This window comes from Pseudomonas sp. B3(2017), assembly GCF_002113595.1.
Taxonomy (GTDB): domain Bacteria; phylum Pseudomonadota; class Gammaproteobacteria; order Pseudomonadales; family Pseudomonadaceae; genus Aquipseudomonas; species Aquipseudomonas ekonensis.
In genome coordinates this window covers 398,652-413,159 of the sequence record NZ_NEIU01000003.1, presented here as the reverse complement: position 1 = coordinate 413,159, position 14,508 = coordinate 398,652, and the positions used below count along the sequence as shown (strand labels likewise).

Genomic DNA, 14,508 nt, shown 5'->3' with positions numbered 1-14,508 from the left:
ATTGAGCCCCGCATGCTGAACGAACGCGCCTTGACCGAAGACGATCTGCCGCTGCTGGCGCTGATCGACCGCACCGAACTGATCGAACAGTGCTATCGCCTGGAGAACGGCGAACTGGTGCTGTACCCGGTGCACTACGACATGCGCGGCTGGCCGGAGGGCGAGGCGCAGCGCGATGCCGTGACGCTGACGGAATGCTTCAGGCGCGGCGGCTGGTTCTACGGGGTGTTCGACGGGCAGGTGCTGGTGGCGGCGGTGGTTGTGGATAACCGGGTCATCCGCAACGGGGACTTGCGCATGCGCCAGTTGAAGTTCCTGCACATCAGCCATGGTTGGCGGGGGCGCGGGCTGGGGTCGCGGCTGTTTGCCCTGGCTTGCGGGCAAGGGCGGGAAACGGGGGCGCAGGCGCTGTACGTGTCGGCCACCGAGTCGCGCAATACCGTGGAGTTCTATCTGCGCCAGGGGTGTCGGCTGGTGAAGCGGCCGGATCCTGAACTGTTCGAGCTTGAGCCGCTGGACATTCACCTGTATCGCCCGCTGGACTGAGTCGGCTGCCGGCGATGATGTCGGACGCAAAGGCCTCTTCGCCAGCAGGCTGGCTCCCACAAGGAACCGGGGTGAATACCGAATCTGCGGTCACCGCAAACCCTGTGGGAGCCAGCCTGCTGGCGATGGCGCCCGTCAGGGCGCCGCAAAGCCTCAGGTGTACTTGCGCTTGTCCGGCGCCGGCGGGAAGTACTGGTACAGCCAGGTCTCGCTCAGCGTGCGGTCGTTGGTGCGGATGAACAGGCGCAGTTCCACCGGATCCACGCTGTCGTTGGTCGGGTACCAGTCGAACAGGATCCGGTAGCCCTTGATGTCGTCCAGCGCCAGCACGCTGAAGTCCTGCACCTTGCCGTTGGAGCAGGTCACCACCGGTTCGATCCCGGTGCCCTGTGGCAGGCGCTCCAGGCCGCCGCCGGTGAAGTCCACGGCGAAGCGGCGGGCCCAGACCTCAGGGTAATGCTCGCCCGGGGCCCAGCCCTCGGTGAAGCCGCCCATGCCGGAACGGGTGGCGTGCACCCGCGCCAGCGGCGTGCCGACCGGCGGCAGGGCGCTCCAGTAGAGCTTGTAGCCGTAGTTCAGCGAGTCGCCGGCGGCCACCGGTTTCTTCGGTGTCCAGAAGGCCACGATGTTGTCCATGGTCTCGCCGGTGGTCGGGATCTCCAGCAGATCGACCGAGCCTTCGCCCCAAGGGGTCGTCGGCTCGACCCACAGGCTCGGGCGACGGCTGTACCAGTCCACGGTGTCCTGGTAGTTGGCGAACTCGTGGTCGGTCTGCACCAGGCCGAAGCCTTTCGGATCCTTGTCGGAGAACGCGTTGAACTGCAGGGTCGCCGGGTTGTTCAGCGGACGGCAGATCCATTCGCCGTTGCCGCGCCACATGGCCAGGCGATCCGAGTCGTGGATCTGCGGGTGGATGGTGTCGCACATGCGCCGCTCGTGGGTGCCGCAGCTGAACATGCTGGTCATCGGCGCAATGCCCAGTTGGTCGATGGCGGTGCGGGCGTTGACGTGGGCGTCGACCTCCATCACCACGCGCTCGGCCTGGCAATCGATGTCGAAGCGGTAGGCGCCGGTGGCGCTCGGCGAATCGAGCAGGGCGTAGACCACGAAACGGGTGGCGTTCTGGTCAGGGGTCTCGAACCAGAATTTGGTGAAGTCAGGGAATTCTTCGCGCTTCTTGGCGTAGGTGTCGATGGCCAGGCCTCGGGCCGACAGGCCGTATTGGCCGGTGGCGTCCACCGCGCGGAAGTAGCTGGCGCCGAGGAACGACACCACGTCGTGGCGGTCCAGCTCCGGCGCCTTGAACAGCTTGAAGCCGGCGAAGCCCAGGTCGCCCTTGAGCTGCTGGGTGTCGACCGAGGTGTTCTCGTAGTTGAACAGCGACGGCCGGAAGTGCACCTCGCGGGCCATGCGGGTCTTGGTGTCGACGCTGTACATGCGCACCGGTTGACGGAAACCCATGCCGACGTGGAAGAACTGCACGTCGAGCTGGCCCTTGTTGTCCTTCCACAAAGAATGCTCGCCGTCGTAGCGGATGGCGTTGAAGTTCTGCGGGGTCATGGTCGCCAGGGTCGGCGGCAGCACTTGCTTGGTGTCCTGGTAGGCGCTGCTGGCCAGTTGCTTGGCCTGACGTTTGAGCGTCTCGAAATCGAAGGCCTGGGCCTCGCCGTCGGCGGCGCCGCTGCCGCTGGCGGCCCAGGCGCGGGCAGCCAACAGGCCGCTGGCGGAAAGGCCGGTGTAGGCCGCAATGGCCATGGACGCTTTGAGCAAATTCCTGCGGTGCATAAGTACAACCTGTCGTGGGCAATCCCGCGCCTTTCCTGGCACGTGCTGGATCAGAGATGAGGGTTCGGACAAGCCTTCGGCCAAACGCTGCGGACTATAAACAGATGCGCGCTAGCTTAAACCGTTCGCTTGAATTGCAAAATTCGTTGATAGCACGGCGCTAGCGTCTCAATGAAACAAGACGTTACGGTTAATTTATCCGACAGGGTTTTCTGATTTAGAGGGCATTTCTGCTTTTTTCGATTAATTACTCTAAAAACCGCTTTCCAGCGCCGATTAAATTTCTATCCTAGGGGCATGGCCGGCCACGATCCGTCGGGCCGGCGGGGGCTCAGATCGCTCCTGAAGGGAGCAGGGCGATGCGGTTTTCAGGAAATTCTTTGACGTATTGGAGAAGGACATCGTCCATGGCAAAAGCACAAGGCATCACCGAAATGTTGGGCATCTTTCCCTGCCTGGGCAGCCGGCGAAGGCGCAGGCTCAGCTCCGAGGAACTGAAACTGGTGGAGCGCTACCGCGAGCTGTCGGAAAGCGACCGGATCGCAATGCGCTACTTGGTGGACGCGATGCGCAGCGTTTCGCGGTTTTGAGCGGCAAGGCAACCCGCCGCGCCCGGCGCGGCGGGTTCACCAGTCCTGTGGGCGTTCTGTGCGTTGGTGCAGAATGCGCAGCACCTGTACCTGGCCTTGCACGAACCGGTAAGGCGCTACGAAGGGATACCGGCTCACCACCAGTTCGCGGATATCAGGCAAGACGGACGGTCTGCCTGAACCAGGGAACCGGCTCAACCGGTCAAGGGATTGAAGTATTGCGTCCACTGCTGCAAACGCCGCATTGGCGCCTGACTGCCTTTGGTCGTACTCGTGGACCACATCGAGATCGTTTTCAGCCCGTTCAGTCAGTGCGACGTTCAGCATGCTTTGCCCACTTAGCCTTCACGGCATCCAGGTCGGTGAGATTGCCCGCATCGGCATCGGCGATTCCCTCGCTGATGGCTTGCAGGTGCCAGGATTCGGCCTCCACATATCGGGCCAGCGCGCGCTTGAGGTGGTATTGACGGTCCCGGTCAGTGGCGGCGGCCAACTGATCCAGTTGTTGGGCAAGCAACGCTTCGACACGGAAGGATAAAACTGGCGAAGCCATGGGGCGGCTCTCCTGATCTGTATACGCTTTCAACAACGTAGACACCCTTGGCAGAAGTGGTGCCAGCGTCAACCGGGCAAGCGTTCGACGGCTGACGAAACTGTAGCGGCCGTTGCCGTCTCAGCGTGCCGGATTGTGTTGCGAAAAATGATTCGTCCCGAAAGACCGCCCCGCAGCCTCCATCGCTACGGGGCGATTGACTTCAGCGCCCCACCTTCCACGCATCCCCGGCCGGTGCCTTGCCGTGGTCGTACGGCTTGCCCATCCACATGTACAGCAGGCCCAACCCCACCACGATGGCGGTGCTGAGCACCATCGCGTAGTTGATGTACCACGCCGCGTCCGGCGTGCGCGGCCAGGCCATGTTGACGATGGCGCCGACGCCGTACACCAGCGCGCCGATGTTCACCGGCCAGCCCCAGGCGCCGAGGGTGAACTTGCCGCTCGGCTTCCAGCCTTTGGTCCGCGCGTACAGCGCCGCCAGCACGATCATCTGGAACGCCAAGTAGATGCCGATGGCGGCGAAGCTGACGATGGTGGCCACGGCGTCTTGCAGGAAGAAACCCAAGGCGATGATCAGGCCGGGCAGGACGCCGGACACGAACAGCGCCGCCACCGGAACCTGGGTCGTGGGAGAAATCCGTTTCAGCAGTCGGCTGCCGATCACCATCTCGTCACGGGCGTAGGAATACAGCAGACGGCTCGCCGCCGCTTGCAGGCTGATGACGCAGGAGATGAAGGAAATCATCACCACGCCCATCACCACTTTCGAGCCCACCGGGCCGAAGGCGTTGTTGAGGATGGTGGTGACCGGGTCCTTGTCGGTGCCGTTGATCACCGCCTGCATGTCCGGCACGGCGAGGATCAGCGCAAGGCAGGCGAACATCGCCGCGATGCCGCCGATGTAGATGGTCATGCGCATGGCCACCGGGATCCGCTTGCTCGGGTTCGGCGTCTCTTCGGCGACGTCGCCGCAGGCCTCGAAGCCGTAGTAGAGGAACATCCCCGCCAGCGAGGCGGTGAGGAAGGCCGGCAGGTAGGAGCCGTCGACGCTGATGGCGAACGTGTCGAACAGCACGCCGAGCGGCTGGTGGCGTTCGAAGATCAGCAGGTACACGCCGACGATCACCGCGCCGACCAGTTCGCAGAGGAAGCCGAACATGGCGATGCGCGCCAGGGCCTTGGTGCCGCTGAGGTTGACCAGCGTGGCGAACAGCGTCAGCGCCAGGGCGATCACGATGTTGGTGTTGTTGCTCGGCTCGAAGCCCATCATGGCCGCCAGGTAAGGGCCGGCGCCCACCGCCACCGCCGCGATGGTCACGCACAGGGCGATGGAGTAGATCCAGCCGACCATCCACGCCCATTTCTTGCCCACCAGGCGCCGGGCCCACGGGTAGACGCCGCCGGAGATCGGGAACTGCGAGACCACCTCGCCGAAGATCAGGCACACCAGCAACTGGCCGCAGCCCACCAGCAGGTAGGCCCAGAACATCGGCGGCCCGCCGGCCGCCAGGCACAGGCCGAACAAGGTGTACACGCCGACGACCGGCGACAGGTAGGTGAAGCCCAGGGCGAAGTTTTCCCACAGGCTCATGCTGCGTTTGAAATTGGAGGTGTAGCCCAGCTGACGCAGCTGTTCGGCATCGCTGTCGGCGATGGCGGTGGAGAGATCGGGTGACGCGCTCATGGGTGTTCGCTCCGCAGGATCGGCAGATTCCGGATGGCCGAAGCCGTGGCGGGGCCGTGCAGGCGCCGCCCGGATCGGTGGTTATTGTTTTGGGTGTTGCGGTGAAGTCAGGTGGTGCGTTGAAACCGTGGCGCCGTCATCGCCAGCAGGCTGGCTCCACATTGTTCGGCAGTGACTGCAAAAGCAGCATTCAACCAAGATCCCTGTGGGCGCTAGCCTGCTGGCGATGGCGTCATCCCTGGCGCCGCAGGGCAGTGGCTTGCTCAAGGGACTGCATTTCAACGATGGGAGCAGCGCTGCGACGAATCGACCGGCGTGTCAGTGCTTGAACATCACATGCCGCACGGTGGTGTAGTCCTCCAGCCCGTACATGGACATGTCCTTGCCGTACCCGGACAGTTTCTGACCGCCATGGGGCATTTCGCTGACGAGCATGAAGTGGGTGTTGACCCAGGTGCAGCCGTACTGCAGTCGCGCCGACAGGCGATGGGCGCGGCCGACGTCCGCCGTCCACACCGAGGACGCCAGGCCGTAGTCCGAATCGTTGGCCCACTCCAGCGCCTGGGCCTCGTCGGTGAACTTAGTCACCGACACCACCGGCCCGAACACTTCGCGGCGCACGATTTCGTCGTCCTGCTGCACGTCGGCCAGCACGGTCGGCTCGAAGAAGAAGCCGTTGCCCTCGACCTTCTTGCCGCCGGTGACCAGCCGGATGTGCGGCTGAGCCACCGCGCGCTCGACGAACCCGGCCACGCGGTCGCGGTGCTGGGCGGTGATCAGCGGGCCCAGCTCGGTGGCCGGATCGCTCTGCAAGCCATGCTTGATAGTGCTGACCGCGGCGCCGAGCTTCTCGACGAACTTGTCGTAGATGCCTTGCTGCGCGTAGATGCGGCATGCGGCGGTGCAGTCCTGGCCGGCGTTGTAGAAGCCGAAGGTGCGGATGCCCTCGACGGCGGCGTCGATGTCGGCGTCGTCGAAGATGATCACCGGGGCCTTGCCGCCCAGCTCCATGTGCATGCGTTTAACGCTCTCGGCGGTGTCGCTGATGATGTGGGCGCCGGTGGCGATGGAGCCGGTCAGCGACACCATGCGCACTTTCGGGTGGGTGACCAGCGGCTGGCCGACGCTCGGGCCGCGGCCGAACACCAGGTTGAGCACGCCGGCCGGGAAGATGTCCGACGCCAGCTGGGCCAGGCGCAGCGCGGTCAGCGGGGTCTGCTCCGACGGCTTGAGCACCACGGTGTTGCCGGCGGCGAGGGCCGGGGCGATCTTCCAGGCGACCATCATCAGCGGGTAGTTCCACGGCGCGATGGAGGCGATCACGCCCACCGGGTCGCGGCGGATCATCGAGGTGTGGCCGGGCAGGTATTCGCCGCCGGCCGAGCCGCTCAGGCAACGGCTGGCGCCGGCGAAGAAGCGGAACACGTCGGCGATCGCCGGGATCTCGTCGTTGAGGGCGGCGCTGTAGGGCTTGCCGCAGTTGTCCGATTCCAGTTTCGCCAGTTCCTCGCCGTGGGCTTCGATGGCGTCGGCCAATTTGAGCAGCAGCAGCGAACGGTCTTTCGGGGTGGTCTGCGACCACGCGGCGAAGGCGGCGTCGGCGGCGCGCACGGCGGCATCGACCTGGGCCTCGGTGGCTTCGTTGATCTCCGCCAGCACCTCGCCGAGGGCGGGGTTGAGCACCGGTTGCGCCGGGCCTTCACCGGTGACGAGTTGGCCGTTGATCAGGAGTTGCGTTTGCATGGTCATGTCCTCTCTAGCACCTTTGTCGTTCTGCTGAATCCGAAGGATTCCTTGTGGAAGGGATGTGTCTGTCACGTGCTCATTTGCCGCCGCTGCCCGCCACGCTCTCGCCGCCCCGGGTCAGGTAGTAGGCCCCCAGGATCGGCAGCATGGTCACCAGCATCACCAGCATCGCCACGACGTTGGTCACCGGCACGTCCCGCGGGCGGCTGAGCTGGTTGAGCAGCCACAGCGGCAGGGTGCGTTCGTGGCCTGCGGTGAAGGTGGTGACGATGATTTCGTCGAACGACAGGGCGAACGCCAGCATGCCGCCGGCGAGCAGGGCCGAGCCCAGGTTGGGCAGGATGATGTAGCGGAAGGTCTGCCAGCCGTCGGCGCCCAGGTCCATCGACGCCTCGATCAGGCTGTGGGACGTGCGGCGCAGGCGGGCGATGACGTTGTTGTAGACGATCACCACGCAGAAGGTCGCGTGGCCGGTGACGATGGTGAACATCCCAGGCTCGATCCCCAGCGTCTTGAAGGTCGCCAGCAGCGCGATCCCGGTGATGATCCCCGGCAGCGCGATCGGCAGGATCAGCATCAGCGAAATGCCCTGCTTGCCGAAGAAGTCCCGGCGGTACAGTGCCGCCGACGCCAGGGTGCCGAGCACCAGCGCGATCAGCGTGGCGATGGCCGCGATCTGCAGCGACAGCTTGATCGCCTCCAGCACGTCGGGCCGCCCGAAGGCCACGCTGAACCAGTGCAGGGTGAAGCCCTTGGGCGGAAAGCTGAACGCCGCGTCTTCGGTGTTGAAGGCGTAGAGAAAGATGATCAGGATCGGGAAGTGCAGGAACGCCAACCCGCCCCAGGCGGCTGCGCGCAAGCCCAGGGACGCTTTTTCAGAGTGCATCGAAGGCCCCCAGGCGTTTGACGATGGACAGGTAGACTGCGATCAGCACGATCGGCACCAGGGTGAACGCTGCGGCCATGGGCATGTTGCCGATGGCGCCTTGCTGGGCGTAGACCATGCTGCCGACGAAGTAGCCCGGTGGGCCCACCAGCTGCGGCACGATGAAGTCGCCCAGGGTCAGGGAAAACGTGAAGATCGAGCCGGCCGCGATGCCCGGCACCGACAGCGGCAGGATCACCTGCATGAAGGTCTGGCGCGGCTTGGCGCCGAGGTCGGCAGAGGCTTGCAGCAGCGACGGCGGCAGGCGTTCCAGCGAGGCCTGGATCGGCAGGATCATGAACGGCAGCCAGATGTAGACGAACACCATGAAGCGGCCCAGGTGCGAGGTGGACAGCGTGCTGCCGCCCACGCCGGGAATGCCGAGGATCACCTGCAGCAGCGGTTCCAGCCCCAAGTGCTGGACGAACCATTGCGCCACGCCGCCCTTGGCCAGCAGCAGCGTCCAGGCGTAGGCCTTGACGATGTAGCTGGCCCACATCGGCATCATCACCGCGATGTAGAAGAACGCCTTGGTCTTGCCGGTGGTATAGCGCGCCATGTAGTAGGCGATCGGGAACGCCACGACCGCACTGGCCACCGACACGGCGATCGCCATGCTCAGGGTGCGCAGGATGATGTCGAAGTTCGACGGCTGGAACAGCGCCGCGAAGTTGGCCAGGGTCAGGTCGGGGGTGACCGCCATGGTGAAGTCGTCGAAGGTGTAGAAACCCTGCCACAGCAGCACCAGCAGCGAGCCCAGGTAGATCGCGCCGAACCACAGCAGCGGCGGCACCAGCAGCAGCGACAGGTACAGGTTGGGCTTGCGGTACAGCAGGTTGGATACCCTGCGCAACGGCGCCGTCTGGGGGAGAACCATGGTGTTCATCTCACACCCCGCCCGCGACGGTGTCGTGCAGCGGGATCATCGCTTCCCGCGCCCACCGTGCGCTGATGCGCTGGCCGGTGCGGTGCTGCGCGCCCGTGTCGGTCCACTGGCTGTTGGCCTGGCTGACGCTCAGGGTCTGGCCGTTGTCCAGTTTCAGCTCATAACGGGTGGCGCTGCCCTGGTACTGGATGTCGTGGAGCAGGCCGCTGACTTCGATCTCGTGGCCGGCCAGCGGCCCTTCGGCGAAGCGCACGTGCTCCGGGCGGATCGAGAACGGCTGCGGATGGCCGCTGAGCTGGCGGGCCAGGTCGCCGCGGATCACGTTGGAGGTGCCGACGAATTCGGCGACGAAGGTGGTGGTCGGTTTCATGTACAGGTTGCGCGGCGTGTCGACCTGTTCGATCCGGCCCTTGTTGAACACCGCCACGCGGTCGGACATCGACAGCGCTTCGGTCTGGTCGTGGGTGACGAAGATGAAGGTGATGCCGAGCTGGCGCTGCAGCTTTTTCAGCTCGCTCTGCATCTGCTCGCGCAGCTTGAGGTCGAGGGCGCCCAAGGGCTCGTCGAGCAGCAGCACCCGGGGGCGGTTGACCAGGGCGCGGGCGAGGGCGACGCGCTGGCGCTGGCCGCCGGACAACTGCACCGGCTTGCGCTCGCCGTAGCCGCCGAGGGCGACCATCTCCAGGGCCTCTTCGGCGCGCTGGTGGCGTTCGGCCTTGCTCACGCCCTTGACCTTCAGGCCGTAGGCGACGTTGTCCCGCACGTTCATGTGCGGAAACAGCGCGTAATCCTGGAACACGGTGTTGACGTCGCGCTGGTACGGCGGCAGCCCGGCGGCTTCGGCGCCGTGGATGCGGATCGAGCCGGCGCTCGGCTGCTCGAACCCGGCGATCAGGCGCAGGCAGGTGGTCTTGCCCGAGCCTGAAGGGCCGAGCATGGAAAAGAACTCGCCGTCCTGGATATCGATGGAGACCCGGTCAACGGCCTTCACGTCGCCGAAGGTGCGGGAAACGTTGGTGAACTGGACTGCAAGCGTCATGGTGCGGTACTCCGGGAAGGCGAGGGCCGTCGCAGCGGCCCTGCCTGGACTTCTGAAGAGTCTGAATCTTGAAGGGCATCGCGGGCAGGCCCGCCCCCTACAGGGGGATGCGGCTGGGTGTAGGCGCGAGCCTGCCGGCGACGGGGCTCAGCGGCCGCCCATGATCGCGATGTAGTCCTGGGTCCAGCGGCTGTACGGCACGAACTTGCCGCCCTCGGCCTGCGGGGTCTTCCAGAAGGCGATCTTGTCGAACTGGTCGAAGCCGTTGGTCTTGCAGCCTTCGGCGCCGAGCAGTTCGCTTTCCTTGCACGCCGCCGGCACCGCCGGCAACGAGCCGAACCAGGCGGCCACGTCGCCCTGGACCTTCGGCTGCAGCGACCAGTCCATCCACTTGTAGGCGCAGTTGGGGTGCTTGGCCTCGCTGTGCAGCATGGTGGTGTCGGCCCACCCGGTGGCGCCTTCTTTCGGGATGGTCGAGGCGATCGGCTGCTTGTCGGTCGTCAGCCCGTTGACCTGGTACGGCCAGGAACTGGACGCCGCCACGCCTTCGTTCTTGAAGTCGCTCATCTGCACGGTCGCGTCGTGCCAGTAGCGGTGGATCAGCTTCTGCTGGGCGCGCAGCAGTTCAAGCACGGCCTTGTACTGCTCTTCGGTGAGCTGGTACGGATCCTTGATGCCCAGCTCAGGCTTGGCGGTCTTGAGGTACAGCGCCGCGTCGGCGATGTAGATCGGGCCGTCGTAGGCCTGCACGCGGCCCTTGTTCGGCTTGCCGTCGGGCAGGTTCTGTTCGGCGAACACCACGTTCCAGCTGGTCGGTGCGGTCTTGAACACGTTGGTGTTGTACATCAGCACGTTCGGGCCCCACTGGTACGGGGTGCCGTAGGTCTGCTGGCCGACCACGTACCAGGGCGCATCCTTGAGGCGCGGGTCGAGGTTCTTCCAGTTCGGGATCAGCGCGGTGTTGATCGGCTGCACACGCTTGCCGACGATCAGCCGCAGGGAGGCGTCGCCGGACGCGGTCACCAGGTCGTAGCCGCCCTTGGCCATCAGGCTGACCATCTCGTCGGAGGTGGCGGCGGTCTTCACGTTGACCTTGCAGCCGGTTTCCTTCTCGAAGCCGGTCACCCAGTCGTAGGCCTTGTCGCTTTCGCCGCGCTCGATGTAGCCCGGCCAGGCGACGATGTCGAGCTGGCCTTCGCCGGCGCCGACGGCCTTCAGCGGCTCGGCGGCCTGGACGCCGGCACTGGCCAGCAGGGCCGTGGTGATTGCACTGAGCAGTGCGGTCTTGTGCACGAACATGGTGAACCCTCTTCTTCAAATTATGGTCGGGGCAGTGGTGAACGCGGTGACGCATGCCGTGATCGGCTTGTTATTAGCGTAGTCAGAGATGCTGTCCGTGACGGGCCATGATGTGCCGCACCACGCTGTAGTCCTGCAGCGAGTCGCTGGATAAGTCTTTGCCGTAGCCGGAGCGTTTCAGGCCGCCGTGGGGCATTTCGCTGACCAGCATGAAATGGCTGTTGATCCAGGTGCAGCCGTATTGCAGCCGGGCGGCGACCTGCATGGCCTTGTCCAGGTTCTGCGTCCACACCGACGAGGCCAGGCCGTATTCGGAGTCGTTGGCCCAGTCCACCGCCTGCGCCAATTCGTCGAAGCGGGTCACGGTCACCACCGGGCCGAACACTTCGCGCTGGACGATCTCGTCGCTCTGCCGGCAGCCGGCCAGCAAGGTCGGCTGATAGAAGAAGCCGGGCCCGGAATGCACCGCCGCGCCGGTCACCCGCTCGATGTGCGGCTGGCCGAGGGCGCGTTCGACGAAGCTGGCCACCCGGTCGCGCTGGCGGGTGCTGATCAGCGGGCCGATCTCGTTGTCGGCGTCGCGCTTGCCGGCGAAGCGCAGGTTGCCGACGGCGGCGCCGAGTTCGGCCACCAGCTTGTCGTGGATGCCGGCCTGGGCGTAGATCCGGCAGGCGGCGGTGCAGTCCTGGCCGGCGTTGTAGTAGCCGTAGGTGCGAACGCCTTCGACCACGGCCTTGAGGTCGGCGTCGTCGCAGACGATCACCGGGGCCTTGCCGCCCAATTCAAGGTGCGTGCGTTTGAGGGTCTTGGCGGCGGCCTGAAGGATTTTCTGCCCGGTGACGATGTCGCCGGTCAGCGACACCATGCGCACTTTCGGGTGGCCGACCAGATGGCTGCCGACCCCTTCGCCGCCGCCGCAGATGATGTTGATCACCCCGCGCGGCAGGATCTCGGCCAAGGCCGGCGCCAGCGCCAGGATCGACAGCGGTGTGTGCTCCGACGGCTTGAACACCAGCGTGTTGCCGGCGGCCAGGGCCGGGGCGATCTTCCACGCGGCCATCATGATCGGGTAGTTCCACGGCGCAATCGATGCCACCACGCCGAGGGGGTCGCGGCGCACCATGCTGGTGTAGCCGGGCATGTACTCGCCGCTGAGCTGGCCGGTCTGGCAGCGCACGGCGCCGGCGAAAAAGCGGAACACATCGACGGTGGCGCTCAAGTCGTCCTGGCGGGCCAGGTGCAGCGGCTTGCCACAGTTCAGGGCTTCGAGGCGGGCGAGGTGGTCGGCGTGCCTTTCGACGGCGTCGGCGATGGCCAGCAGCAGGCCGGAGCGTTGCTGCGGGGTAGTGCGCGACCATTCGCCGAAGGCACGGTGGGCGGCGAGGATGGCGGCCTCGACCTGCTCGGTGTTGGCCTCGGCGATCTGGGTCAGGACTTCGCCGGTGGCCGGGTTGAGGATCTGTTCGACGAAACCCTGGCCTGCGACCAGTTCGCCGTCGATCAGCAACGCGGTACACATCGGGGTCTGCGCGCCAGCCATTTTCCGTGATCTCTTTTCTTGTGGGTTCATGGCACTCCCTGTGACCGGGAGCCGAACGTCTTATGGATGAAGCAAGACTAGTGCGCGGCTCCGGGGTCGACAAATTCTAAATACTGAAGGTGGCATTCGATTAAATAGATGGCTTGCGCCCGCCGTGGGGCTGCTCGCGGGCCACGGTGAGGAACGGGTCGACCAGCGCCGGCCGGGCGGTGCCGCGGCGCCAGGCCAGGCCGACGTCGAGGGTCTGGCTGAGGTCGGCGATGGGGCGGGCTTCGATGATGTCGCCCTCCAGCGACCACGGGCGGTAGGTCATGTCGGGCTGGATCGACACGCCGAGCCCCGCCGCCACCAGGCTGCGCACCGCCTCGGTCGAGGCGGTCCTGAGGGTGACCTTGGGCTGCAGCCCGGCGCCGCGCCACAGGCGCTGGGCGCTGCGGTCCATCTCGTCGACGTTCAGCTGGATCAGCGGTTCGCCGGCCACGTCGGCCAGGTTGATGCTGTCGTGTTCCAGCAACGGGTGCTGGGCCGGCAGCCAGAGACGGTGGGGCGAGTGGGTCAGCACCTCGGTCTGCAAGGCGTGGCGGTCTTCCAGGTTGGACAGGATCAGCACGCCCACGTCGATTTCGCCGCTGACCAGCAAATGCTCGATGTACGGCCGCTCGTCCTCCATTACCCGGATCTCGACATTGGGGTAGGCGCGCTGGAAGCGGGTGAGCAGATCCGCCAGGTAGTAGCCGGCCACCAGGCTGGTCACGCCGACGGTCAGTTGCCCGGCGACCTGGTCGGTGCTCTGCTGCAGGCTGCGCTTGGCGTTGTCCACGGTGGCCAGGATCAGGTGCGCCTGACGCAGGAACTGGTGGCCCTGGTGGGTCAGGGTCATGCCCTTGGCGTGGCGGTTGAACAGGCTGACGCCGATCTCTTCCTCCAGTTGCTGGATGGCCAGGGTCAGGGTCGACTGGGAAATGAACGCGGTCTGGGCGGCGGCGGAGATCGAGCCGGTCTCGGCCACGGCGATGAAATGGCGGATCTGACGCAGGGTCATCATGGCGGCGTACCCGGTGGGCTGTTTTTATCGATGGTTCCGAGTGTATATCGGTTTTCGCGAAGGGAGACTGCCCGGCACGCAACATCCGGAAGCACACTCGGGGGCCGGTGCCGGGCACTTTCGAACTAGGCTCAAGGCCTCACCGATCTGGAAAGTCCCTGTTTTGGAGGCGGAACATGAACACCCGTGGATTGCTCGATCAACTGCTCAAGTCCGGTCAGGCGCTGCTGCAGGACAAGGCCGGCGCAGGGCAGGGCAAAGCGGCGGCCGGCGGACTCGGCGGCCTGCTGTCCGGCGCGGGCGGCGGGGCACTGGCCGCCGGCGCCATGGGCCTTTTGCTGGGGAGCAAGAAGGCGCGCAAGGTCGGCGGCAAGGTCGCGCTCTACGGCGGCCTCGCCGCGCTCGGCGTGATTGCCTACAAGGCCTACGGCAACTGGAATGCCCAGCAGGGCCGGGCGCCGGAAACCGAACCGCAGACCCTCGACCGCCTGCCGCCGGCCCAGGCCGAGCAACACAGCCAGGCCATCCTCAAGGCGCTGGTCGCCGCCGCCAAGGCCGACGGGCATGTCGATGAGCGCGAGCGTCAGTTGATCGAAGGCGAATTCGCCAAGCTCGACAACGACCAGGCCCTGCACCACTGGCTGCACGCCGAACTCAACAAACCCCTCGACCCCGCCGACATCGCCCGCGCCGCCGGCACGCCGGAGATGGCGGCGGAGATGTACATCGCCAGCGTGATGATGGTGGACGAGGAGAACTTCATGGAGAAGGCGTACCTGGACGAACTCGCACGGCAGTTGGGGCTGGAGCCGGGGTTGAAGCTGGAACTGGAGAGGCAGGTTCGCCAGATCCCGCTGTAGGAATTTC

Annotated in this window: 14 protein-coding genes; 3 read left to right on the top strand and 11 right to left on the bottom strand. The window is 65.6% G+C overall.

All coding sequences use genetic code 11. From position 1 onward, the window contains the following. Positions 1-12: 12 nt before the first annotated feature. Positions 13-546, top strand: a complete 534-nt coding sequence (locus CAG33_RS06795; protein WP_085581268.1) for a GNAT family N-acetyltransferase — start codon at positions 13-15, stop codon at positions 544-546. Between the two features lie 153 nt (positions 547-699). Here the strand turns inward: CAG33_RS06795 and CAG33_RS06790 are convergent, their stop codons facing one another. After that, entirely contained in the window at positions 700-2,331 is a 1,632-nt protein-coding gene (locus CAG33_RS06790) for a glucan biosynthesis protein D (protein WP_085581270.1), read from the bottom strand. Positions 2,332-2,738: 407 nt separating this feature from the next. On the opposite strand from CAG33_RS06790, the gene CAG33_RS06785 reads away from it, so the two are divergent. Further along, positions 2,739-2,921 carry a hypothetical protein gene (locus tag CAG33_RS06785; RefSeq protein ID WP_085581272.1) on the top strand — a complete coding sequence of 61 codons (183 nt, stop codon included), beginning with the start codon at positions 2,739-2,741 and terminating at the stop codon, positions 2,919-2,921. A gap of 36 nt (positions 2,922-2,957) precedes the next feature. On the opposite strand, the gene CAG33_RS06780 is transcribed toward CAG33_RS06785, so the two are convergent. The 10 genes from CAG33_RS06780 to CAG33_RS06735 all read right to left on the bottom strand — a co-directional run bounded on the left by CAG33_RS06780 (position 2,958) and on the right by CAG33_RS06735 (position 13,641). After that, complete coding sequence (locus tag CAG33_RS06780) at positions 2,958-3,248, bottom strand: type II toxin-antitoxin system RelE/ParE family toxin (protein WP_085637440.1); 291 nt, start codon at positions 3,246-3,248, stop codon at positions 2,958-2,960. Beyond that, complete coding sequence (locus CAG33_RS06775; protein WP_085637437.1) at positions 3,226-3,474, bottom strand: CopG family ribbon-helix-helix protein; 249 nt, start codon at positions 3,472-3,474, stop codon at positions 3,226-3,228. The genes CAG33_RS06780 and CAG33_RS06775 overlap by 23 nt, the downstream gene beginning before the upstream one ends. Before the next feature lie 202 nt (positions 3,475-3,676). Next, a complete protein-coding gene (locus CAG33_RS06770; RefSeq protein WP_085637434.1) occupies positions 3,677-5,161 on the bottom strand; it encodes an APC family permease in 1,485 nt (494 codons plus the stop codon). Positions 5,162-5,479: 318 nt separating this feature from the next. After that, positions 5,480-6,904 (bottom strand): gamma-aminobutyraldehyde dehydrogenase, encoded by a 1,425-nt coding sequence (locus tag CAG33_RS06765; RefSeq protein WP_085633986.1) that lies wholly within the window; start codon positions 6,902-6,904, stop codon positions 5,480-5,482. Positions 6,905-6,983: 79 nt separating this feature from the next. Further along, positions 6,984-7,793 (bottom strand): ABC transporter permease, encoded by an 810-nt coding sequence (locus CAG33_RS06760; RefSeq protein WP_085581276.1) that lies wholly within the window; start codon positions 7,791-7,793, stop codon positions 6,984-6,986. After that, a complete protein-coding gene (locus tag CAG33_RS06755) occupies positions 7,783-8,718 on the bottom strand; it encodes an ABC transporter permease (protein ID WP_085581277.1) in 936 nt (311 codons plus the stop codon). The genes CAG33_RS06760 and CAG33_RS06755 overlap by 11 nt, the downstream gene beginning before the upstream one ends. A gap of 1 nt (position 8,719) precedes the next feature. Next, positions 8,720-9,757: an ABC transporter ATP-binding protein gene (locus CAG33_RS06750; protein ID WP_085581278.1), complete on the bottom strand. Its 1,038-nt coding sequence runs from the start codon at positions 9,755-9,757 to the stop codon at positions 8,720-8,722. 147 nt (positions 9,758-9,904) lie between these two features. After that, positions 9,905-11,056, bottom strand: a complete 1,152-nt coding sequence (ydcS, locus tag CAG33_RS06745; protein WP_085581280.1) for a putative ABC transporter substrate-binding protein YdcS — start codon at positions 11,054-11,056, stop codon at positions 9,905-9,907. A gap of 82 nt (positions 11,057-11,138) precedes the next feature. Further along, on the bottom strand, positions 11,139-12,626 hold the full coding sequence (locus CAG33_RS06740) for a gamma-aminobutyraldehyde dehydrogenase (protein ID WP_085637431.1): 1,488 nt from the start codon (positions 12,624-12,626) through the stop codon (positions 11,139-11,141). A 100-nt stretch (positions 12,627-12,726) separates the two neighbouring features. Continuing rightward, entirely contained in the window at positions 12,727-13,641 is a 915-nt protein-coding gene (locus tag CAG33_RS06735) for a LysR family transcriptional regulator (RefSeq protein WP_085581284.1), read from the bottom strand. A gap of 176 nt (positions 13,642-13,817) precedes the next feature. Here CAG33_RS06735 and CAG33_RS06730 point away from each other — a divergent pair, with 176 nt between their 5' ends. After that, the gene (locus tag CAG33_RS06730) at positions 13,818-14,501 is read left to right on the top strand and encodes a tellurite resistance TerB family protein (RefSeq protein WP_085581286.1); all 684 of its coding nucleotides are present in this window, start codon (positions 13,818-13,820) and stop codon (positions 14,499-14,501) included. The last annotated feature ends 7 nt before the right edge of the window (positions 14,502-14,508 follow it).

Coding starts and splice junctions, on each gene's coding strand:
- CAG33_RS06795 (WP_085581268.1), top strand. CDS start 13: ATGCTGAACGAACGCGCCTTGACCGAAGACGATCTGCCGCTGCTGGCG.
- CAG33_RS06790 (WP_085581270.1), bottom strand. CDS start 2,331: ATGCACCGCAGGAATTTGCTCAAAGCGTCCATGGCCATTGCGGCCTAC.
- CAG33_RS06785 (WP_085581272.1), top strand. CDS start 2,739: ATGGCAAAAGCACAAGGCATCACCGAAATGTTGGGCATCTTTCCCTGC.
- CAG33_RS06780 (WP_085637440.1), bottom strand. CDS start 3,248: ATGCTGAACGTCGCACTGACTGAACGGGCTGAAAACGATCTCGATGTG.
- CAG33_RS06775 (WP_085637437.1), bottom strand. CDS start 3,474: ATGGCTTCGCCAGTTTTATCCTTCCGTGTCGAAGCGTTGCTTGCCCAA.
- CAG33_RS06770 (WP_085637434.1), bottom strand. CDS start 5,161: ATGAGCGCGTCACCCGATCTCTCCACCGCCATCGCCGACAGCGATGCC.
- CAG33_RS06765 (WP_085633986.1), bottom strand. CDS start 6,904: ATGCAAACGCAACTCCTGATCAACGGCCAACTCGTCACCGGTGAAGGC.
- CAG33_RS06760 (WP_085581276.1), bottom strand. CDS start 7,793: ATGCACTCTGAAAAAGCGTCCCTGGGCTTGCGCGCAGCCGCCTGGGGC.
- CAG33_RS06755 (WP_085581277.1), bottom strand. CDS start 8,718: ATGAACACCATGGTTCTCCCCCAGACGGCGCCGTTGCGCAGGGTATCC.
- CAG33_RS06750 (WP_085581278.1), bottom strand. CDS start 9,757: ATGACGCTTGCAGTCCAGTTCACCAACGTTTCCCGCACCTTCGGCGAC.
- ydcS (WP_085581280.1), bottom strand. CDS start 11,056: ATGTTCGTGCACAAGACCGCACTGCTCAGTGCAATCACCACGGCCCTG.
- CAG33_RS06740 (WP_085637431.1), bottom strand. CDS start 12,626: ATGAACCCACAAGAAAAGAGATCACGGAAAATGGCTGGCGCGCAGACC.
- CAG33_RS06735 (WP_085581284.1), bottom strand. CDS start 13,641: ATGATGACCCTGCGTCAGATCCGCCATTTCATCGCCGTGGCCGAGACC.
- CAG33_RS06730 (WP_085581286.1), top strand. CDS start 13,818: ATGAACACCCGTGGATTGCTCGATCAACTGCTCAAGTCCGGTCAGGCG.